Annotated in this window: 18 protein-coding genes; 5 read left to right on the top strand and 13 right to left on the bottom strand. The window is 65.7% G+C overall.

Translation table 11 applies throughout. The features are described from left to right. Nucleotides 1–28 precede the first annotated feature (28 nt). Together VF194_RS00600 and VF194_RS00595 are read right to left on the bottom strand one after the other, a co-directional pair. Nucleotides 29–1018 (bottom strand): NADPH:quinone oxidoreductase family protein, encoded by a 990-nt coding sequence (locus tag VF194_RS00600; protein ID WP_330886975.1) that lies wholly within the window; start codon nt 1016–1018, stop codon nt 29–31. Further along, the gene (locus VF194_RS00595) at nt 1015–2184 is read right to left on the bottom strand and encodes an MFS transporter (protein ID WP_330886973.1); all 1170 of its coding nucleotides are present in this window, start codon (nt 2182–2184) and stop codon (nt 1015–1017) included. The genes VF194_RS00600 and VF194_RS00595 overlap by 4 nt, the downstream gene beginning before the upstream one ends. 121 nt (nt 2185–2305) lie before the next feature. Between VF194_RS00595 and mtnA the strand changes: the two genes are divergently transcribed. Together mtnA and VF194_RS00585 are read left to right on the top strand one after the other, a co-directional pair. Next, on the top strand, nt 2306–3400 hold the full coding sequence (gene mtnA / locus VF194_RS00590) for an S-methyl-5-thioribose-1-phosphate isomerase (RefSeq protein WP_330886972.1): 1095 nt from the start codon (nt 2306–2308) through the stop codon (nt 3398–3400). 16 nt (nt 3401–3416) lie between these two features. Continuing rightward, the gene (locus VF194_RS00585; protein ID WP_330886970.1) at nt 3417–5471 is read left to right on the top strand and encodes a bifunctional aldolase/short-chain dehydrogenase; all 2055 of its coding nucleotides are present in this window, start codon (nt 3417–3419) and stop codon (nt 5469–5471) included. A gap of 28 nt (nt 5472–5499) precedes the next feature. Here VF194_RS00585 and VF194_RS00580 read toward each other — a convergent pair whose 3' ends face one another. Then, nucleotides 5500–5721: a biotin/lipoyl-binding carrier protein gene (locus VF194_RS00580; protein WP_330886969.1), complete on the bottom strand. Its 222-nt coding sequence runs from the start codon at nt 5719–5721 to the stop codon at nt 5500–5502. A gap of 82 nt (nt 5722–5803) precedes the next feature. On the opposite strand from VF194_RS00580, the gene VF194_RS00575 reads away from it, so the two are divergent. Further along, nucleotides 5804–6670: an SPOR domain-containing protein gene (locus tag VF194_RS00575; RefSeq protein WP_330886967.1), complete on the top strand. Its 867-nt coding sequence runs from the start codon at nt 5804–5806 to the stop codon at nt 6668–6670. A 34-nt stretch (nt 6671–6704) separates the two neighbouring features. Here the strand turns inward: VF194_RS00575 and typA are convergent, their stop codons facing one another. After that, on the bottom strand, nt 6705–8525 hold the full coding sequence (gene typA, locus VF194_RS00570) for a translational GTPase TypA (protein ID WP_330886965.1): 1821 nt from the start codon (nt 8523–8525) through the stop codon (nt 6705–6707). A 951-nt stretch (nt 8526–9476) separates the two neighbouring features. Then, the gene (locus VF194_RS00565; protein WP_330886963.1) at nt 9477–9773 is read right to left on the bottom strand and encodes a SelT/SelW/SelH family protein; all 297 of its coding nucleotides are present in this window, start codon (nt 9771–9773) and stop codon (nt 9477–9479) included. 174 nt (nt 9774–9947) lie between these two features. Here VF194_RS00565 and VF194_RS00560 point away from each other — a divergent pair, with 174 nt between their 5' ends. Further along, nucleotides 9948–10499, top strand: coding sequence for a ferritin-like domain-containing protein (locus VF194_RS00560; RefSeq protein WP_330886961.1), 552 nt, complete (start codon nt 9948–9950; stop codon nt 10497–10499). 115 nt (nt 10500–10614) lie between these two features. Beyond that, nucleotides 10615–11808, top strand: coding sequence for a DNA polymerase IV (dinB, locus tag VF194_RS00555; protein WP_330886959.1), 1194 nt, complete (start codon nt 10615–10617; stop codon nt 11806–11808). Nucleotides 11809–11826: 18 nt separating this feature from the next. Here dinB and VF194_RS00550 read toward each other — a convergent pair whose 3' ends face one another. The 8 genes from VF194_RS00550 to VF194_RS00515 form a co-directional block, all read right to left on the bottom strand. Continuing rightward, entirely contained in the window at nt 11827–12675 is an 849-nt protein-coding gene (locus VF194_RS00550; protein ID WP_330886957.1) for an aldo/keto reductase, read from the bottom strand. A gap of 17 nt (nt 12676–12692) precedes the next feature. Then, entirely contained in the window at nt 12693–14012 is a 1320-nt protein-coding gene (locus tag VF194_RS00545; protein WP_330886955.1) for an MFS family transporter, read from the bottom strand. A gap of 235 nt (nt 14013–14247) precedes the next feature. Beyond that, nucleotides 14248–15009, bottom strand: coding sequence for an ABC transporter ATP-binding protein (locus VF194_RS00540; protein ID WP_330886953.1), 762 nt, complete (start codon nt 15007–15009; stop codon nt 14248–14250). Next, nucleotides 15006–16070 carry a dihydrodipicolinate synthase family protein gene (locus VF194_RS00535; RefSeq protein WP_330886951.1) on the bottom strand — a complete coding sequence of 355 codons (1065 nt, stop codon included), beginning with the start codon at nt 16068–16070 and terminating at the stop codon, nt 15006–15008. Before VF194_RS00535 ends, VF194_RS00540 begins: the two co-directional genes overlap by 4 nt. Nucleotides 16071–16090: 20 nt before the next feature. After that, nucleotides 16091–16960: a GNAT family N-acetyltransferase gene (locus tag VF194_RS00530; RefSeq protein WP_330886949.1), complete on the bottom strand. Its 870-nt coding sequence runs from the start codon at nt 16958–16960 to the stop codon at nt 16091–16093. Further along, complete coding sequence (locus tag VF194_RS00525) at nt 16947–17993, bottom strand: NAD-dependent epimerase/dehydratase family protein (RefSeq protein WP_330886947.1); 1047 nt, start codon at nt 17991–17993, stop codon at nt 16947–16949. The genes VF194_RS00530 and VF194_RS00525 overlap by 14 nt, the downstream gene beginning before the upstream one ends. Further along, nucleotides 17990–18805 (bottom strand): ABC transporter permease, encoded by an 816-nt coding sequence (locus VF194_RS00520; protein WP_330886946.1) that lies wholly within the window; start codon nt 18803–18805, stop codon nt 17990–17992. The genes VF194_RS00525 and VF194_RS00520 overlap by 4 nt, the downstream gene beginning before the upstream one ends. A gap of 61 nt (nt 18806–18866) precedes the next feature. Continuing rightward, nucleotides 18867–19583: a TetR/AcrR family transcriptional regulator gene (locus VF194_RS00515; RefSeq protein WP_330886944.1), complete on the bottom strand. Its 717-nt coding sequence runs from the start codon at nt 19581–19583 to the stop codon at nt 18867–18869. Nucleotides 19584–19683: the final 100 nt, after the last annotated feature.

The following is a 19683-nucleotide window of genomic DNA, read 5'->3' as shown; positions in this document are numbered from 1 at the left end:
GCCGCTGGAACGTTGCCAGTTGGGCCCGCTAGCCGGCCTGCAGCACCAGCTTGCCAACCGCGCGCCGCTCGGCCAGCAGGCGAAGGGCGGCAGCGGCGTCCGGAAGCCGGTAGACCCCTCCGACAAACGGTCGCCCCTGGCCGCTGACTAACTGCTCCGCCAGCGCCGCGCCGAGCTGCCGGCCGAGCGCCGGATCGCGCCGGCCCTGTTCGCCGGCCCGCACCCCGATCAGTTCGGCCTCGCGCAGCAGCAGGCGGTTGACGGCCAGCTTCGGATGCTGCCCGGCGGCAAAGCCGACCACCAGATAGCGCCCGCCATTGGCGACGCCGCGCCAGGCCGCCGCGAAAAGCTCGCCGCCGACCGGATCGAAGACCACGTCGGCGCCGCGCCCCTGCGTGAGGCTGCGCACCTGCTCGATCCAGCTTTCGTCGGCGGGATCAAGCGCGCCGCGGGCCCCGGCCGCCAGCGCCGCGGCGCGCTTCCCGGCGGAGGAGGCGACAGCCAGCACCGTGGCGCCCATACGGGCCCCGAGCGCCACCGCGCCCAGGCCGGTGCCGCCGCCGGCGCCCAGCACCAGCAGCGTCTCGCCGGCCCGCAGCCGCCCGCGCGGCACCAGCGCGACCCAGGCCGTGGCGGCGGCAACGGGAAACGCCGCCGCCTCTTCGTAACTCCAGTCCGGCGGTTTGGGCAGCAGCGCCTGCGCCTCGACCGCCACCTCTTCGGCATAGGCGCCGCCCCGGCTTCGCAGGATCACGGCATCGCCGATCCGCCAGCGGGTCACTGCCGCGCCGACCTCGACGATGTCTCCGGCAGCCTCGAAGCCGGGCGTGAAGGGCAGGGGCGGTTTGTGCTGGTACGAACCGGCGATCTGCAGCAGGTCGGGAAAATTGACGCCTGCCGCGCGGATCGCCACCCGCACCTGACCGGGGGCCAGTGGCTGCCTGGCCAGCTCCGAAAAACGCAGCAGTTCGGGCGGCCCAAGCTGTTCGCAAAGAATGGCGCGGTAGGTCTCGCTCAAGTCTTCTCCCCCGGCACGGCCCGGATCTGGCGCCATCCCGCGGCCAAGGTGAGCAGCAGAATGATGCTGCCGACGATATAGGGCACGCTGACCCCGATCTCATCGAAGAGCCAGCCGCCCCAGACCGGGCCGAGCACGCGGCCGAGCGCCGCCATGGACTGCGCCGTGCCCATGGTCAATCCCTGTTTGCCGGGATCGGCGCTGCGCGAGATCAGGCTGTTGATGCTCGGATTGACCAGGGCGAAGCCGGTTGCCGTCAGGATGATCGACAGCGCCATTTCGACGGGTGCGAAAATCCAGTGCGACATCAGCATGCCGGCGGCCAGCCCGATCAGGCCGGCGACGAGCAGCCTGGCTTCCCCGAAGCGCAGCGCCAGCGGGCCGATCAGCAGGCCCTGCATCGCCAGGACGATCGCCCCGATGAAGGTGTAGGCGATGCCCACCTCATAGGCGTGCCAGTGCAGCCGCGCATTGGCGAAAAGCGGGAACAGCGTTTCGATCTGCGCGAAAGCGAAGCTGATCGCGAAATTCATCGTCACGAAAGCAAGGGCGCCGGGGCTGAGCTGCGGCAGCGTCTTCAGGATGTTCCGGCTCCTTACCGCGCTGCCCGATCCTGGCGACAGCGTCTCTCTGATGGTGATCGCGGCAAGCAGCAGCGCAAGGCTGGAGGCGGCAGCCGCGGCAAAGGCCGGCAGATGATAGGCCGGATGCGCCGGATCATCGCCGATCAGGACCCCGCCAAGGATCGGACCCAGGATCATGCCGATCCCGAAGCCTGCGCCGATCAATCCCATGCCTTTGGCGCGCTTCTGCGGCGGGGTGGCGTCGCCGATGATCGCCTGCGCGATGCCGATCTTGCCGCTGCCGATGCCGCCCATCACGCGGGCGGCGAAGATCACCCAGAGGCTGTCGGCGAAAGCCAGCGTCAGATAGCCGGCGGCGGTCAGGATCGTGCAGGCGAGGAAGACGGGCTTGCGGCCGATCCGGTCGGAAAGGCTGCCAAGCGGCGGCGCGACGAGGAATTGTGCGACCGAGAAGACGGCCGACAGCAGCGCCACGGCGAAAGGCGAGGCGCCGAAATGGCTGGCATAGAAGGGCAGGAGCGGCAGAATCAGGCCGAAGCCGATCAGGTCGACGACGACGGTCAGGAACACCGCCGCCAGCATCTATCCGAAGCCTTTGTGACAAGGCCAAAACCCGGCCGCGTCGGCATTGCCGGAAGCGGCGCTGTCCGGTACTTTCCGCGCGTTTTTACGGCCGAATGGCCGGGAAAGGGAAAGGCGGGCCATGAAGGTCAAGGGCGTACCCTACCGCACGATCTGGGTCAATGACGACGGCTGGTCGGTCGGCATCATCGATCAGACCAGGCTGCCGCACGCCTTCGTCACCACCAGCCTGAAGACCTGGGAGGAGGCGGCCCATGCGATCAAGGCGATGGTGGTGCGCGGTGCGCCGCTGATCGGCGCTACCGGCGCCTATGGCCTGGCGCTGGCGATGCGCGCCGATCCGTCCGATGCGATGCTGGACAAGGCCTATCGGGTCATCAACGAGACGCGGCCGACGGCGATCAACCTGAAATGGGCGCTCGATCGCGTGCGCAACGCGCTGCACAACCAGCCGCCATCGGGCCGCGCCGCCATCGCCTACAAGGTCGCCGCCGAGATCTGCGACGAGGATGTCGCGACCTGCTCGGCGATCGGCGATCACGGGCTGGGCATCATCGAGGAACTCCATGCCAGGGCCGGCGGCAAGCGCGCCATCAACATCCTGACGCATTGCAATGCCGGCTGGCTGGCCACCGTCGACTGGGGCACGGCGATCGCGCCGATCTACAAGGCGCATGATAAGGGCATTCCGGTACATGTCTGGGTCGACGAGACGAGGCCGCGCAACCAGGGCGCGTCGCTTACCGCCTGGGAGCTGAACAGCCACGGCGTGCCGCATACGGTGATCGTCGACAATGCCGGCGGCCATCTGATGCAGCATGGCCAGGTCGATATGTGCATCGTCGGCACCGACCGCACCACGCGCGAAGGCGATGTCTGCAACAAGATCGGCACATACCTGAAGGCGCTCGCCGCCAAGGACAATGGCGTGCCCTTCTATGTGGCATTGCCGCATTCCACCATCGACTGGACGATCCGCGACGGCGTCAAGGAAATCCCGATCGAGCAACGCGCCCAGGAGGAAGTGACCGTGATGAGCGGACGCACCGCATCGGGCGAGGTGGTGCCGGTGACGATCATGCCGGAGGGCAGCAGGGCGGGCAATTACGCGTTCGACGTCACGCCGGCGCGCCTGGTGACCGGCCTGGTGACCGAGCGCGGCGTCTGCGCGGCATCCGAAGCCGGCCTGACGAAGCTCTATCCCGAATTCGCTTAAATCCAGGAAAGTCGACATGAAGAATCTGTGGTCCGACCGCGACGCCAAGGTCGCCATCGCGCAATATGCCAGGCAGGGCGTGAACGAGGATCTGGCGCTGCGCACCTACACGACGCGGCTGCTCGGCGGCGTGCCGGCCCTGGTGCAGCATGGCGGCGGCAACACCTCGGTCAAGACCACCATGCCCGATCCGCTCGGCAAGCCGGTGGACGTGCTCTGCGTGAAGGGTTCTGGCTGGGACATGGCGGTGATCGAGCCGCCCGGCCTGCCGGCGGTGAAGCTCAAGCCGCTGCAGGACCTGATCGCGCTGAAAAGCCTCACCGATGAGGACATGGTCAACATCCAGCGCTGCAACCTGCTGGACAGCACCTCGCCGAATCCCTCGGTCGAGACGCTGTTTCACGCTTTCCTGCCGCACAAGTTCATCGACCATACCCATGCCAATGCGGTGCTGGCGATCACCGATCAGCCGGACGGCGCCGCGATCTGCCGGAAAATCTACGGCCGCCGCGTCGCGCTGGTCGATTACGGGATGCCGGGCTTCGGCCTGGCCAAGAAGGCCGCCGCGGCCTGGAAGGCGCAGCCCGATTGCGAGGGCCTGATCCTGCTCAAGCACGGCATCTTCACCGTCGGCGATACGGCCAGGCAGGCCTATGACCGCATGATCGCCTTCGTCTCGATGGCTGAAGCCTATCTGGCCAAGGGGCGCAAGACGGTCTTTGCGCCGGGCGCCAGGCTGCCGAAGAAGATCGCGCCGGCGGAGGAGGTGCTGCCAATCCTGCGCGGCCTGCTCGCCCTGCCGGCCGGCGAGGACGGCGCGTTCAGGCGCTGGGTCTTCGATCTGCGCGACAGTGCCGAGATCCAGGCCTTCGCGCGCGGCAAGGAGGTCATGCGCTACAGCCAGGCCGGCACCGTCACGCCGGACCATGTGATCCGCACCAAGCCCTGGCCGCTGGTGCTGCCGGCGCCGGAAGCCGGCAAGCTCGACGACTTCGCCGCCGCCGCCCGCAAGGCGGTCGATGCGTATATCAAAAAGTACCAGGCCTATTTCGAGCGCCACAATGCCAAGGCCCAGCCGAAGAAGATCATGCTGGACCCGATGCCGCGCGCATTGCTGATTCCGGGGCTTGGCCTTGTCGGCGTCGGCAAGAGCCGCAAGGATGCCGCCATCGCGGCCGATATCGCCACCACGGCGGTCGAAGTGATCACCCGCGCCGAGGCGATCGGCCGCTTCACCAGCATCAAGGAACGCGACATTTTCGATGTCGAATACTGGTCGCTGGAGCAGGCCAAGCTCGGCAAGGGTGGCGAGAAGCCGCTGGCGCGCCAGGTGGTCGTCGTCACCGGCGGCGCCGGCGCCATCGGTGCGGCCACGGCGAAGGCCTTCGCTGCCGAGGGCGCCGAGGTGGCGGTATTCGATCTCGACGGTGCCAGGGCGGCCGAGGTCGCCAAAAAGCTGGGCGGCATCGGCATCGCCTGCGACGTCACCAGGCCGGACGCCGTCGCGGCGGCTTTCGCCAAGGTCGTCGCGCATTTCGGCGGCGTCGATATCGTCGTGTCCAATGCCGGCAATGCCTGGGGCGGCAAGATCGGCGAGGTTTCCGATGCGCTGCTGCGCCAGAGCTTCGAGCTGAATTTCTTCAGCCATCAATATGTCGCGCAGGCCGCCGTGAAGATCATGCTCAGGCAGAAGACCGGCGGCTGCCTGCTGTTCAACGCTTCCAAGCAGGCGGTCAATCCCGGCCCCGATTTCGGACCCTATGGCTTGCCCAAGGCGGCGACCTTGTTCCTCTCGCGGCAATATGCGCTCGATTACGGCGCCGAAGGCATCCGTTCGTCGGCGGTCAATGCCGACCGCATCCGCTCCGGCCTGCTCACCGACGAGATGGTGGCGAAGCGCTCCAGGGCGCGCGGCGTGTCGGAGAAGGAGTATATGTCCGGCAACCTGCTGCGCCGCGAGGTGAAGGCCGACGACGTGGCGCAGGCCTTCGTGCAGCTTGCCCTGGCGCAGAAGACCACGGCGGCGGTGGCGACGGTGGATGGCGGCAATATCGCCGCCGCGTTGCGCTAGCGAAGGCGGGTATCGGCTCGGATCGGGGTCAGACCTCGATCCGCGCCACCACCTGGCCTTCCTTCACGCTGTCGCCCTCGTCGACGACGATCGCGGCGAGCGTGCCCGGCTTCGGCGCTTCGACCGGAATCTCCATCTTCATCGATTCGAGGATCATCACCGGATCGCCGGCGCCGAGGCTGGCGCCCGGCTGGGCCTCGATTTTCCAAACCTTGCCGGTGACGTCGGCCTTGATATCGATGACGGGCATGATTCCTCCTGCTGTTTACCATCTTTCTAGCTGGAAGCGCCGGAAGCGTCTGCATAAAATGCAGCGATGCGAGGGGGACAGCTTGGCTTGCCGTAACGTCATTTCGGGTCTGGCACTGGTTGCGGCGGCAAGCCTCGGCGGCTGCAACACCTATAACGGTTTCCGGCGCGACCTCGGCGTCGACCCGGTCGATCCGCCGCGGCAGACCATGGCGCAGGGCGATCATGCGATGCAGCCCGCACCGCCGCCCGCACCAGCGCCCGGGCCGCGGCAGCCGGTGCCGGTTGCCGGCGATATCTCGCAGGCCAGCTGGGCCGCCGAGCGGGCGACCTATTACACCCCGCAGAACAATACCGTCCCGGTCGGCTACAAGCCGGCGCCGAAGGCAGCCGAGGAGACAAGCGCCGCGACGAACGCCGCGCCGGCGGGGCAGCCATTGCCGCTCAAGCCTGGCGCCTTTCCGGCAGCGAAGATGCCGCCGCCGGCCACCGCGTCTGCCGCGCCAGCCGGGGCGGGGCCAGCCGGTACTGGGCCTACTGGGACTGGGCCTGCCGCTTCCGCCGCTCCGGCATCGCCGCAGCCGAAGCCGGCCTATGCCTCGGCAGCGGCCACGGAGCAGGCTGCCGGGAAAGCGGCAATGAAACCTGCTACGGCCTCACCTGAAGCCGTCGGCAAGATGACGCAGAAGCCGGCATCCGATGGTCTTTGGCGTGTGCATCTCGCTTCGCATCGCACCGAATGGGCGGCGATCAGCGAGTGGCAGGAACTGCTCAAGCGGAATCCGAAACTCTACGGCCAGTTCGATCCGAAGATCGAATGGGTCGACCTCAAAGGGCGCGGCTCCTTCGCGCGTCTGCTGGCCGGCGGCTGGGCTGACCGCAAGGAGGCCGATGCGGCCTGCGCCAAGATCCGCGGCCCCCGGCGCTATTGCGCGGCGATGAAGGACTAGCGCCGCCGCCGCCAGGCAGCGACTTCGGCCGCGCTTACGCGGCAGCCTCCGCCGCTCTTTGCGCCTTCTTGCGGTCGTTCGGATCGAGCAGCTTCTTGCGGATGCGGATCGATTTCGGCGTCACCTCGACCAGCTCGTCGTCGCCGATATACGCGATCGCCTGTTCCAGCGTCATCTTGCGCGGCGGGGTCAGCTTCACGGCCTCGTCCTTGCCGGCGGCGCGGATGTTGGTGAGCTGCTTCGCCTTCATCGGGTTGACTTCGAGGTCGTTGTCGCGGCTGTTCTCGCCGATGATCATGCCCTCATAGACCGGCGTGCCCGGATCGACGAACAGCACGCCGCGTTCCTCGATATACCACAGCGCATAGGCCACGGTTTCGCCGGTGCCGTTGGCGATCAGAACGCCGTGGCGCCGGCCGGGGATGGGGCCGCGATGCGGACCATAGCCGTGGAACAGCTTGTTCATGATGCCGGTGCCGCGGGTATCGGTCAGGAACTCGCCGTGATAGCCGATCAGGCCGCGCGACGGCGCCAGGAAGGTGATGCGGGTCTTGCCGCCGCCCGAGGGGCGCATGTCGCGCAGCTCGGCCCTGCGCAGGCTCATCTTCTCGACCACCACGCCGGTATAGGCGTCGTCGACATCGACATGCACTTCCTCGATCGGCTCCAGCAGCTGGCCGTTCTCGTCCTTCTTGAAGATGACGCGCGGACGGCTGATGGACAGTTCGAAACCCTCGCGGCGCATCGTCTCGACCAGTACGCCGAGCTGCAATTCGCCGCGGCCGGAAACCTGGAAGGCGTCCTTCTCGTCGGTCTCGGTGACGCGGATCGCGACATTGCCCTCGGCCTCGCGCAGCAGGCGCTCGCGGATCACGCGGCTCTGCACCTTGCTGCCTTCCTTGCCGGCGAAGGGCGAATTGTTGACTGAGAAGGTCATGGCCAGCGTTGGCGGATCGATCGGGTTGGCCGGCACGGCTTCGGCGACGGCGGGATCGCAGATGGTGTCGGCGACCGTGGTGGTGGTCAGGCCGGCAATGGCGATGATGTCGCCGGCCTGCGCCTCGTCCACCGGTACGCGCTCGATGCCGCGGAAGGCCAGCAGCTTGGTGGCGCGTCCGGATTCCACTTCCTTGTCGCCGCGCAGGGCATGGATCGGCGCGTTGATCTTGATCTTGCCCGAATAGATGCGGCCGGTGAGGATGCGGCCGAGGAAGTTGTCGGCCTCCAGGGTCGTCACCAGCATCTTGAACGGGGCGTCGACCTCGGCCTGCGGCGCCGGCACATGCCGCACGATCAGGTCGAAGAGGGGGGCGAGGTCCTTGCGCGGGCCTTCCAGGCTGTCATCGGCCCAGCCGGAGCGGCCGGAGGCGAACATGACCGGGAAGTCGAGCTGCTCTTCCGTCGCATCCAGAGCGGCGAAGAGATCGAACACCTCCGAATGCACTTCCACCGGCCGGGCATCCTGGCGGTCGACCTTGTTGATGACGACGATGGGCCGCATGCCGAGCCCCAGCGCCTTGGTCAGCACGAATTTGGTCTGCGGCAGCGGGCCTTCGGCGGCATCGACCAGCAGCACCACGCCATCGACCATCGAGAGGATGCGTTCGACCTCGCCGCCGAAATCGGCGTGGCCGGGCGTGTCGACGATGTTCACCCGCGTGCCGCGCCATTCCACCGAGGTGCATTTGGCCAGGATGGTGATGCCGCGTTCGCGCTCGAGGTCGTTGCTGTCCATGACGCGCTCGGCGACCTGCTGGTTCTCGCGGAACGAGCCGGACTGGCGCAGCAGGGCATCGACCAGGGTCGTTTTGCCGTGGTCGACATGGGCGATGATGGCGATATTGCGGATATCCATGCTTACACAAAAAGGCCGACCTGCCTCTTCTCAGGCGTCCTGAGCAAGGCGGCCGGGCGCGATTCCTCTGGGGTTTGGCTTGAAAGCTGCCGGGTATATACGGTGCCGGCCCGATTGTGACAAGGAGAGATTTGTTGCGCTGCGGTGGCGGGGGGGCCGGCCCGCCGATCCGTCCGGGCGATGCTCTTTTCAACAGGTTAGCCCGAACTTCGGCTACCGCTGCCGCAGGCAGGCTGCGGCGATGGCCGATGCCGGATGAAGGGATGGTAGCATACTCCTGTATGCTGACTCGTGTTTCCTGTCCGCCAAAAAACCTATCAACATCTTTTGTTCTTATATTAGATTAAATTCATATCATACCTCGAATGTTCATGGGCGCTGGAGCGGCGCCGGCTGGTGCTGCAATTGCATTTTGCCGCTGGCGTGCCCGCGGCATTGCGCCGGTTCCATTCCGCCAGCGGCCAGAATCTATCCTGGCTGGCCGAAATGCTCGGCGTCGGCGGCGAGGTGGAGCGCCTGGGCGAGCGGGAGCGGAAGCGGGCGGCAATGGATGCCGATGATGCCGGCGATATGGTCGACCGGCCGGGGCCATTGGCGATCCGCCGCCTCGCGGGGCTAGGCCGGGAGCAAGGCCGGACAAGCTGTCGAAGGCTGAACCAAGGTTCAGGAAGAGACGCCAACCCCGCAGCCCGTCATTGTTCATTCAGCGGTGGCCCCGCCGATCAGGCCGCCCCTGGCCGTGATCGATTCCGCGCCGGCCGATGCGGCCGCGCCTCTCGTGAATCGCCCGTCACCGGATGGCGGGGTGGGTATGCCCCTGGGTATGAAAGTAAGCATGCACGGCCTGGGCAGCGTGCCGGCGGCACCGCAGTAAAGAGAGGGCCGTGAAAGGGAGGGCCGTGAAGCGAGGGCGGGTGTGATCACGCTGTGATCATTGATGCGGGGCATCCCTCAGCGATCGATATGGCCCAGATGCCGTGCGGGATCGAGTCTGTCGCGGACGAGCTGCTTCAGGGTTTTCACGTCCGGAAAGCCGTTGTCGCGTTTGCGGTCCCAGATCGTTTCGCCGTCATAGGTGATGAAAAAGGTGCCGCCGCTTGCAGGAATGAGCGCCACTTCGGCCAGATCCTCGGTGAAGGTGGACAGCAGCTCCTGAGCCATCCAGGCGGCGCGCAGCAGCCATTGGCATTGCGTGCAGTAGGTGATTGCAATCCTTGGTCTCGCTTTTGCACCGGCGTCGAACGACATGCAGGCCCTCCTGCCATGACAGAGGAATTTTAAATATGGCGGATCGGGCCCGCCGCTGCCCGGGGCTCGCGGCAGGATGCCGGCGGGCCGAATGCGATCGATCCGGCGGTGGAACGAAACGGCCGCCTGTCCGGTTGATTTTACTTGGTTGAGGGACAAGCAGTAGGGGGTTCTATGACCAGGTTGAGTCTGCGCGACCTTCTGATCGGCGAGATGCGTGAGGTCCATTACGCGGAAAAGCAGTTGCTGCGAATCTATCCCAAACTGGCAAATGCCGCCGTGGCGGAAGCCGTGCAGCGGGTCTGCCGCGAAGGCATGGAGCTGACCGCCGAATGCGTGCAGCGGCTCGAGGCGGCCTTCGACCTGCTGCAGGTGCCGGTACGTCCGCAGGCGAATGAGATCGTGCGCCTGTTTTCCGATGCCGCGCAGGAGGTTGCCGCGCGCAAATGCAGCGCGGAGGTCAAGGACGCCGCCATTCTGGCGCTGATCCGGAAACTGGCCCATCACGGCCATGCCTGCTACGGCAACATCTGCGGTTTCGCCGACGCTCTGCAGGAAACGGATGTCTCCAATCTTCTTGGCCAATGCCTGGCCGAGAAGGAGGAGGTCATCCTGGAGGTCGCCGGCGTGGCGGAGCAGATCGTCAATCCGAAAGCCGCCGCCGACCCGCAGCAGGGCTCGGCCGCAGCCGCGGAATCCTCCTTGCCCAGGGCCGAGCTGTCCTGATCGCCGGATGCCGGGTTTCCGTCACGCCGGTATCGCCCGCGATTGCGAACAAAACGTGGAAATAATATTTTCGGAGTCGCAGTGTCACGGATGGAGAGCCGCGGGTTCCGCAAGCATGTTGGCGTCGGAGGAAGGGGCAGGGCTGAATGCGCAGGATGGCGCCGCTGTAAAAGCCGGACATCCGGCGGCGGAAAGCCATGCCCGGAACGGGGCGGCCGAGAGCGGGCCGGCGGAAAGCGCGCCGCCGCGCAAGATCATCCATATCGACATGGATGCTTTCTATGCCTCGGTCGAGCAGCGCGACAATCCGGAATTGCGCGGCAAGCCTGTCGCGGTCGGCGGTTCGAAACAGCGCGGCGTCGTCGCCGCGGCCAGTTACGAGGCGCGGACATTCGGAGTGCGCTCGGCGATGCCTTCCGTAACTGCCAAGCGCCTTTGTCCTGAGCTGATTTTCGTCAAGCCGCGTTTCGACGTCTACCGGGCCGTCTCGCAGCAGATCAGGGAAATCTTCGCCGAGTATACGCCGCTGATCGAGCCGCTCTCGCTGGACGAGGCTTATCTGGACGTGACGGAGAATCTGCGCGGGATTGCCACGGCGACGCAGATCGCGGAGGAAATCCGCGCCAAAATCCGCGCCGTCACCGGACTGACCGCCTCGGCCGGCGTGTCCTACAACAAGTTCCTGGCCAAGCTCGCTTCCGATCATCGCAAGCCCGACGGCCTGTTCGTCATCACGCCCAGGATGGGCCCGGCCTTCGTGGAAGACCTGCCGGTCGGCCGCTTTCATGGCATCGGACCGGCAACCGCGGCGAAGATGAAGCAGCTTGGCATCGAGACCGGCCTGGATCTCCGGGCGCAGACGCTGCCTTTCCTGCAGCGGCATTTCGGCAAGGCGGGGCAGCATTACTACTGGATTTCGCGCGGCATCGACGAGCGTCCCGTCCGCGCCGACCGCATCCGCAAATCGGTCGGCGCCGAAAACACCTTCGTTGCCGATCTCTTCACCCTCGATGCCGCGCAAAGCGAGTTGCAGCCGATCATCGACAAGGTGTGGCGCTACTGCGAAGCGTCGGGCATTCATGGCCGGACCGTCGTGCTGAAGGTGAAATATGCCGATTTCCAGCAGATCACCAGAAGCCGCACGCTGGCGGCGCCGATCGCCGCGCGTCGCGATATCGAGCGGATCGCCTTCGCGCTGCTGGAGCCGCTGTTTCCGGTGCCGAAAGGCATCCGCCTGTTCGGCGTGACGCTGACCTCCCTCGGCGAGGAACCGCCGGAAGATAAGACGCAGCTCAGCCTGACGCTCTGAAGCGGCCGTCACGCGCGCTTAGAGCATTTCGAGCGGGCGTCGTTTCGTCGGCGGCGGGAAGGCGCGGTCGAGCGCCGCCAGATCATCGGCCGTCAAGACGAGATCGAGCGCGGCGCGGTTCTCCTCCACATGCTGCCGGGAGGATGCCTTCGGGATGACGATGATGTCGTCCTGCCGCAACAGCCAGGCGAGCGCGACCTGCGCCTGCGTCGCGCCGTGCTTTCCGGCAATCGCCGCCAGCGCCGTGTGATTCAGCATCCGGCCCTGCTCGATGGGGGAATAGGCCATGACCGGCAGATGCCGGCGGCGGCTCCAGGGCAGCAAATCGTATTCGATGCCGCGCCGGGTCAAATTGTAGAGCACCTGGTTGGTGGCGACGGCATCGCCGCCTGGAATCCCGGCAAGCTCTTCCATGTCGTCGATGTCGAAATTGCTGACGCCCCAATGGCGGATCTTGCCGGCCCCGACAAGCGCCGTGAAGGCGGCCAGGGTATCCTCCAGGGCCGGCATGCCGCGCCAATGCAGCAGGTAGAGATCGATCCGGTCGGTGCCCAGGCGTTTCAGGCTGCGCTCGCAGGCGGCAATCGTGCCGGCGCGGCTGGAATTCTGCGGCAGCACCTTGCTGACCAGAAACACTTCGTCCCGCCGGACCCGGATCGCCTCGGCGACCAGCTGTTCGGCCGCACCGTCGCCGTACATCTCGGCGGTGTCGATCAGGGTCATGCCGAGATCGATGCCGGCACGCAGCGCCTCGCTCTCGGCCTTGCGCAGCGACGGCTTTTCGGCCATCCGCCATGTGCCCTGGCCCAGTCGGGGGATCGTCTCTCCGCCGGGAAGCCGGACGGTGGGAATTGCATTTCCTGTCATGGTTCCTCGATCGCTTTCTATTCCATCGGCAGGTCTTCGTCGCTGAGCTGGCCATGCCGCCGGGTATCTCCCATCCACAGCGCCGCAAGCAGGGCGATGGCGGCCATCCCGGCAACATAATAATAGAACCAGCTTTCGTGGCCCGCCGATTTGAACCATAGGGCCACGTATTCGGCGGAACCGCCAAAGATCGCATTCGCGACGGCATAGGACAATCCGACGCCAAGCGCCCGGACCTGGGTGGGAAACAGTTCGGCTTTCACCAGGCCGCTGATCGAGGTGTAGAAGCTGACGAAGAACAGCGCCAGCAGGATCAGGCCGAACGCCGCGTAGGGGCTGCCGACCTTGCTGATCGCACCGAGCAGCGGAACGGTGGCAATCAGCGTCAGAACCCCGAAGGCGACCAGGCTGTTGCGCCGCCCGATGCGGTCCGACAGCGCGCCGATGACGGGCTGCAGCAGCATGTAGATGAACAGGACGGCGGTCATCACCGTGCTGGCCGCCTTGGCATCCATGCCGGCGGTGTTGACGAGGTATTTCTGCATATAGGTGGTGTAGGTGTAGAAGGCGAGCGAGCCGCCGGCCGTCAAGCCCAGCACCTGCAGGACGGCGCGTGGATGCTTGCTCAGGCCGCGCAGGGTGCCGGCTTCCGTTTCCGCCCGCGTCCGCTGCGGCGCTGTCTCCGGCAGGCCGCGGCGCAGGAACAGGGCCACCAATGCCAGCAGGCCGCCGATGAAGAATGGAATGCGCCAGCCCCAGGCCATGAGCTGTTCATGGCTGAGGAATTGCTGCAGCACCACCAGTACCAGCACGGCGGTGAGCTGGCCGCCGATCAGGGTGACATACTGGAAGGAGGCGTAGAAGCCGCGATGGCGGGCGACGGCCACCTCGCTCATATAGGTGGCGCTGGTGCCGTACTCGCCGCCGACCGACAGGCCCTGCAGCAGACGGGCGAGCAGAAGGATCAGGGTCGCGGCGGCGCCGATGCTGGCATGGGTGGGCAATATGGCGATGATGAGGGAGCCGCCGCACATCATCAGCACGGACAGCACCATGGCGGCGCGGCGCCCGCGGGTATCAGCGAAGCGGCCGAAGAACCAGCCGCCGATCGGCCGCATCAGGAAGCCGGCGGCGAAAATGCCGGCCGCATTCAGCAATTGCGTGGTGCGGTCGTCGCTGGGAAAGAAGGCGGGCGCGAAATACAGCGCGCAAAACGAATAGACGTAGAAATCGTACCATTCGACCAGGTTGCCGGAGGAACCGGCAACGATGGCAAGGATGCGGCGGCGGGTTTCGTGCCGTTCGGCAGAGGGTTCGAAGAGAGAGGCGGTCGACATCGGTGCTCCTCGCAGGCAGGCAGCGGCGCTCGGCATTGGCCGTGGCGCCCGGCCGTTCATGCATAGGAACCCCTTTGCCGCGTTATGGTGCGGGGAGCGGCGGCGCCGATGCCGATTTTTCCAGGCCGGGTGCGAATGCTCGCATGCAACTTCCCATAGTTTTCCAGAAAAGCACGGGGCGCCGAAACGTCGGGCTTCTTGAAGCCCGATATCGCCGCCCGCCGCCCGGAAATGCTCAGTCCATGCCGAGCAGGCGATAGATCCGTCGCGTATAGGCGCCGAATTCATCGGCCGTCTTCATATCCAGCGTCCGCGGGAAGGGAAGGTCGATGGTAAACGTGTCGGCCATGCGCGCCGGACCGGCGGTCAGCACCACGCAGCGCGAACCGAGGAAAACCGCCTCCTGGATGGAATGCGTCACGAAAATAATGGTCTTGCGGCTTTCTTCCCAGATGCGCAGCATCTCGAGATTCATCTTCTCGCGGGTCAGCGCATCCAATGCTCCGAACGGTTCGTCCATCAGGATCAGCTTCGGATCGTGCACCAGGGCGCGGGCGATGGCGGCGCGCTGCTGCATGCCGCCGGAGAGTTCGTAAGGGTATTTCTCCTCGAATCCGGACAGGCCGACCATGGCCAGCAGGTCGCGCGCCCGGGCGCGGGCCGCCTTGCGCGGCAGGCCCAGTATGTCGGCGGGCAGCAGGACATTATCGAGAATGGTGCGCCACTTCAGCAGCAGCGCCTGCTGAAATACCATACCCACGTCACGGCCGGGCTCGAAGCCGGAGGTGCCGCCGATCTTCACGACGCCATCGTCCGCCTTGTGCAGATCGGCCAGGATCTTGAGCACCGTGGTCTTGCCGCAGCCGGACGGGCCAACCAGAGAGACGAGGTCGCCTTCGACGACGTCGAATGTGACATCGGAAACGGCGACGAATTCACGGCTGCCGGTGCGGTAGACCTTTCGAACGTTGCGCAGCTCGATCAGGGGCGAAGTCATGACAGCCAACGCTCGCGGTTGGCCGCCACGAAGGCATCGTCCGAGAGATCGGCATGCTCGCGGCTGACGCGGTCGAGTTCTTCGGCCTGACCCGGGCTGAGGCCTTCATGCGGATCGAGGCACCAGATGCCTTCCAGCAGACCCTGCCGGCGGAGCATTTCGTGGCAGCCGGCGATGCAGCCGTGAAAGTCGTTGGCGACGTCGAAGAAGGCGGCATTGCAGTCGGTCACGCGCGCGTCGAGGGCGAGCAGATCATTCGGCAGCCCATCGCCGGCGGCGACGGCGGCATGGATGCGGTCCAGCAATTCCACCGCGCGCTTCGTCCACACCGACCAATGCCCGAGCAGGCCGCCAACGAAACGCAGCGTCACCGGACCGCCCTCGCGCATGACCGTGAACGGGATGCTGAGATCGAGAACGATGTGGTCGTCGTTGCCGGTGTAGAGCGAGATGCGGTTCTCGGCGCGCGCCAGGGCCACGCCGCGCATGACATCCAGCGTACGATAGCGGTTGAACGGCGCTACCTTGATGGCGATGACGTTCTCGATCGAGGCGAAGCGGCGCCAGAATTCGGCGTCGAGCACCACGCCGCCGACGGCAGGCTGCAGATAAAAGCCGACCAGCGGGATTTCGGCCGCCACCGCCTCGCAATGCGCTATGATCGCGTCCGGATCGGCAGCTTTCATGGCGGCGAGGCTGAGCAGGCCGGCATGGTAGCCGAGCCTCACGGCGGTTTTTGCTTCCTGCACGGCCTGGTCGGTGCGTCCCGCCAGGCCGGCGATCATGATCAGGGGGCGATCGGTCCAGGCCCGGGCGTCTTCCATCGCGGCCGTCAGCACCGGCTCGTATAGCCCGACATCGCGGATGGCGAACTGGGTGGTATGCACGCCGACGGCCAGTCCGCCGACGCCGCAATCGACATAGTAGCGCGTCAAGGCGCGCTGCCGCCTGCGGTCGAATTTCCGGTTCGCGTCGAGCGCCAGAGGATGGGCCGGAATGACCACGCCTTTGCGCAGATTGGCCAGAATATCCGATGGCAGTTGGGAGTGATGCAGTCCCATGCGTCTTGCCTTCTTTCGCGTTATCCGAATTCCGGTCCGGCGACCACGAAACATCGCGCCGGATCGCCAAAAGCCTCGTCCCTGCCCAGGGCCATGCGCCGGAAGCTGCGCTGAACCGTACAGCCGAGCTGCCGCAGGGCCGCCTGCAACCTCTGCCAGCGATCGGGCACGTCCAGAAAAACCGGACCATCGAGGCGCGCGAGCACGGTTTGCAGCAATGCCAATGCGGCGGCCTCGTCATTGGCGACCAGCGGTCCGATCTGGGTGGCGAGCCGGCCCGGCCGCGCCAAGACGAAGCTATGTTCTTTCAGACGCAGGGCCAGATCCGGCGCCCGGCCGAGAAGGGATTGCAGCAGGAATTCGCGCGGCGCTCCGAAAGCGGCCGCATCGAGCATCGCCGCGGATCCCAAAGCGCCGGCGTCCATTGCAGTCGCCGTGGCGATCGGTCCGGCGATGTTGCGGCCGGAATCCTGCGCCGCCGCTTGCCGCGCAGTCTCGCCCTGCCAGCGCGTCATCCCGAAGATCGGCTTGAAGCCAAGCGGCAGATAGACATGCTCGCCCGCCGGCGTGGCATCGAGCAGCGGGGTCAGGCCGTCGCGCCGCAATTCGGCTATGCAGTGTTTCAGCAAAGCCGTACCCAGTCCCCGCTGGCGCATGCCGGCGGTCACCAGCACCATGCTGATCCAGGCAAAACGGCCATAGGGCAGGATCGCCGCCGTCGCCATGGGCATGCCGTCCTGGTTACGGCAGGCAAAGACGCGGCCGTGATCGAGAAAGAGGCGCCAGTCGTCGGCCGTCTGGTTCCAGCCGGCTTCCGCCGACAGGCCGAGCGCCGCCGGCAGGTCGGCATGGCCGAGGCGGCCTATGCCAAGCGCCTCAGTAGTTGCCATCGCGGACCTCGAAATGGGTCGGCTTGCCGAAGCTGCGGCCACTGCGCATCACCCAATCGGCGACCCAGTCCAGCATGGCGGCCAGCGTGACGCGCGGATAGCCGAACAGTCTGGCCGCTTCCGCCGTATTGGTCAGCCAGGCGGTCGGCGCCTCGGTCCCTATGATCGTCGGCTTCTTGCCCATGCGCGCGCCGAAGCTTTCCGCCAGCCAGCGCACGGCGATCGTCTCCGGACCGCTGACATTGATCGGCGAGGTCGGCGTCGTGGCCGCGCGTAGGCAGCGCAGCGCCTGAGCGTTGGCGTCGCCCTGCCAGATGACATTGACATGCCCCATGGTGACGTCGACCGGCTCGTCGCGCATGACCAGTCGTGCGACATCGTGCAAAACGCCATAGCGCAGATCGATGGCGTAATTCAGGCGGAAAAGCCGGCCAGGCGTGCCATGGATTTGCGAGAAATGCTCGAACATGCGTTCGCGCCCGATGCAGGACATGGCGTATTCGCCCGGCGGCTCGGGCGGCGTCGTTTCGGTCGCGCCCTGGCTGTTGACCGGCACGAAAGGATAGACGCAGCCGGTGGAGAAGGCGACGATGCGAGAGGCGGAGAAGGCTTCGGCCACCAGGGCCGGCACATGGGCGTTCATCGCCCAGGTCAGCGCCTGATTGCCGCTGGCGCCGAATTTGCGGCCAGCCATGAATACGATATTGGAGACGCTCGGCAGCTTTTCGATGGCGGCGCGATCCATGAGATCGGCGGCGATCGTTTCGACGCCGTGGCTTTCGAGCTTTTCCTTCAGGCCTTTCTCGCTGAAGCGGGCGACTCCGATAACGCGCTTCTCCGGCGCCGCCCGCTTGGCCAGCCGGGCCATCGTCGGTCCCATCTTGCCGCCAACGCCAAGGATCATGATGTCGCCGTCCAACGCCTTCAGATCCGCGGCCAATGCGCGGCTCGGACGGGTCATGAACTCTTCCAGGGCCTCCTCGTCGGCAAAGCCCTTCGGCAGTTCGCTGTCGTCGAGCCAAAGCGTGGTCATGATGCAATCCTCGCGTCCTTGCGGATGAGCAGATGTTCCAGGAGCAGCACCAGAAGATAGAGGGCGATGCCGAGGAGCGTGATGATGACGACGGCCATGAACATGGCCGGGGTATCCAGGGCCGCTTGAACCTGGATCATCAGATAGGCCAAACCGCGATCGGAAGAGATGAACTCGCCGACGACCGCGCCGGCGACGGCCAGGATCGCCGCCACTTTCATGCCGGAAAAGACATATGGCAGCGCGCCGGGAAGCTGGATGTAAACGAAGGTCTGCCAGCGCGATCCCTTCAATGAGCGGACCAGATCGAGGAGGTCCGGTTCGATCTCCTTCAAGCCGCGCACGGTGGTCAGCAGGATCGGAAAGAAGCAGAGGCTCAGGGTGATCAGGATGTTGGTGCTGATGCCGTAGGAGAACCAGACGATGATCAGCGGCCCGAGCGCCACTTTCGGTATCATATTGAGCGTTACGAAAAGAGGAAAAACGCCCAGCGTCAAAAGACGGGACCACGTAAACAGCAGGGCCAGGATGACGCCGGAAACGACGGACAGCAGATAACCACCAAAGATTTCCACGCCCGTGACCCAGCTATTGCCGAGCCAGTCGTAATTGGATTTGGCCAGCGTCGCGAAGATGGCGCTCGGAGCCGGCAGGATGAAGGCCGGCAGGGCGGTCGCCCGGACCAGCACTTCCCACAGGATGACGGCAGCGACATGGACGGCGCCGATCGTGAACCAGTGCAGATGGCGATTATCTGCCGGCGCACCGCCGAGCTCGCTTGCCGGCAGGCCGGTTTGATCGCTGGATGCCATGCTCACCCCCTTACTCGGCCAGAATAACTGCCGGCGCGGCAGCAATCAACCAACCAGTTGATTATTTGCCGCGCCGCGATTCCCCGCGCCGCTGCGGTTCCGCCGGCCGCAATGCCCCCATGGCGAAGGCCACCACATGCCGCCGCCGCTCGGCGACCGCCTTGGGCCTGTCCATGGCACGGCCGAAAATCGCCGACAGCGTGCGATTGTTGGAAAAGAAGAAATAGGATAGCCCGGCGATCGACACATAGAGCTGCACCGGATCGAAATCGGCGCGGAAGACGCCTTCCGCGGCGCCGCGTTGCAGGGTCTCCTTGATCAATGCCACCAGGGGGGAGTGCATCTGCTCCAGCCGGTCAGACTTCTGCACATGGCGGGCATCGAGCCGATTCTCGTCATTGAGGAGGGCGATGAATTCCGGATGTTCGGCCAGATAGTCGAAAGAGAATCCGATCAGCCGCTCCATTGCCATCAAGGGCGGCAGGTCGGAGAGATGCAATGCGCGTTCGCGCTCGCGGATCTCGCCATAGACGTGTTCCAGCGCTGCCCGGTACAGCTCATCCTTGCTGCCGAAGTAATGATAGACAAGCTGTTTGTTGACCTCGGCGCGCTGGGCGATTTCGTCGATGCGCGCACCGGCGAGCCCCTTGGCGGCGAACTCGGCCACGGCTGCCCGCAACAATGCCGCCTTTGTCGCGGTGGGATCGCGCCGCCGCTCGGTGGTGTCGTCGCGAGCAAAGTCCCGTGCCGGATGGCGTCCCGGTAGGCTGTCCTGCATTCTTCCCTCTAATCATCCAACTAGTTGATTAATTATTGAATGGTTTCCCGGCTCTGACTAGAGTTTTCACGACTGAGCCCCATCCTGGGGCTCCGGCGAC

The sequence above is a fragment of the Ferrovibrio sp. genome, from assembly GCF_036381655.1.
Classification (GTDB): Bacteria; Pseudomonadota; Alphaproteobacteria; order Ferrovibrionales; family Ferrovibrionaceae; genus Ferrovibrio.
Note: the sequence above shows the minus strand (reverse complement) of the source record. Positions and strands in the feature narration are given on the sequence as shown.

Bases quoted from the DNA above. Each gene is read 5' to 3' on its own strand.
- VF194_RS00595 (WP_330886973.1), bottom strand. From the start codon at position 2,184: ATGCTGGCGGCGGTGTTCCTGACCGTCGTCGTCGACCTGATCGGCTTC.
- mtnA (WP_330886972.1), top strand. From the start codon at position 2,306: ATGAAGGTCAAGGGCGTACCCTACCGCACGATCTGGGTCAATGACGAC.
- VF194_RS00585 (WP_330886970.1), top strand. From the start codon at position 3,417: ATGAAGAATCTGTGGTCCGACCGCGACGCCAAGGTCGCCATCGCGCAA.
- VF194_RS00580 (WP_330886969.1), bottom strand. From the start codon at position 5,721: ATGCCCGTCATCGATATCAAGGCCGACGTCACCGGCAAGGTTTGGAAA.
- typA (WP_330886965.1), bottom strand. From the start codon at position 8,525: ATGGATATCCGCAATATCGCCATCATCGCCCATGTCGACCACGGCAAA.
- VF194_RS00565 (WP_330886963.1), bottom strand. From the start codon at position 9,773: ATGTCGTTCGACGCCGGTGCAAAAGCGAGACCAAGGATTGCAATCACC.
- VF194_RS00560 (WP_330886961.1), top strand. From the start codon at position 9,948: ATGACCAGGTTGAGTCTGCGCGACCTTCTGATCGGCGAGATGCGTGAG.
- dinB (WP_330886959.1), top strand. From the start codon at position 10,615: ATGTTGGCGTCGGAGGAAGGGGCAGGGCTGAATGCGCAGGATGGCGCC.
- VF194_RS00550 (WP_330886957.1), bottom strand. From the start codon at position 12,675: ATGACAGGAAATGCAATTCCCACCGTCCGGCTTCCCGGCGGAGAGACG.
- VF194_RS00545 (WP_330886955.1), bottom strand. From the start codon at position 14,012: ATGTCGACCGCCTCTCTCTTCGAACCCTCTGCCGAACGGCACGAAACC.
- VF194_RS00540 (WP_330886953.1), bottom strand. From the start codon at position 15,009: ATGACTTCGCCCCTGATCGAGCTGCGCAACGTTCGAAAGGTCTACCGC.
- VF194_RS00535 (WP_330886951.1), bottom strand. From the start codon at position 16,070: ATGGGACTGCATCACTCCCAACTGCCATCGGATATTCTGGCCAATCTG.
- VF194_RS00530 (WP_330886949.1), bottom strand. From the start codon at position 16,960: ATGGCAACTACTGAGGCGCTTGGCATAGGCCGCCTCGGCCATGCCGAC.
- VF194_RS00525 (WP_330886947.1), bottom strand. From the start codon at position 17,993: ATGACCACGCTTTGGCTCGACGACAGCGAACTGCCGAAGGGCTTTGCC.
- VF194_RS00520 (WP_330886946.1), bottom strand. From the start codon at position 18,805: ATGGCATCCAGCGATCAAACCGGCCTGCCGGCAAGCGAGCTCGGCGGT.
- VF194_RS00515 (WP_330886944.1), bottom strand. From the start codon at position 19,583: ATGCAGGACAGCCTACCGGGACGCCATCCGGCACGGGACTTTGCTCGC.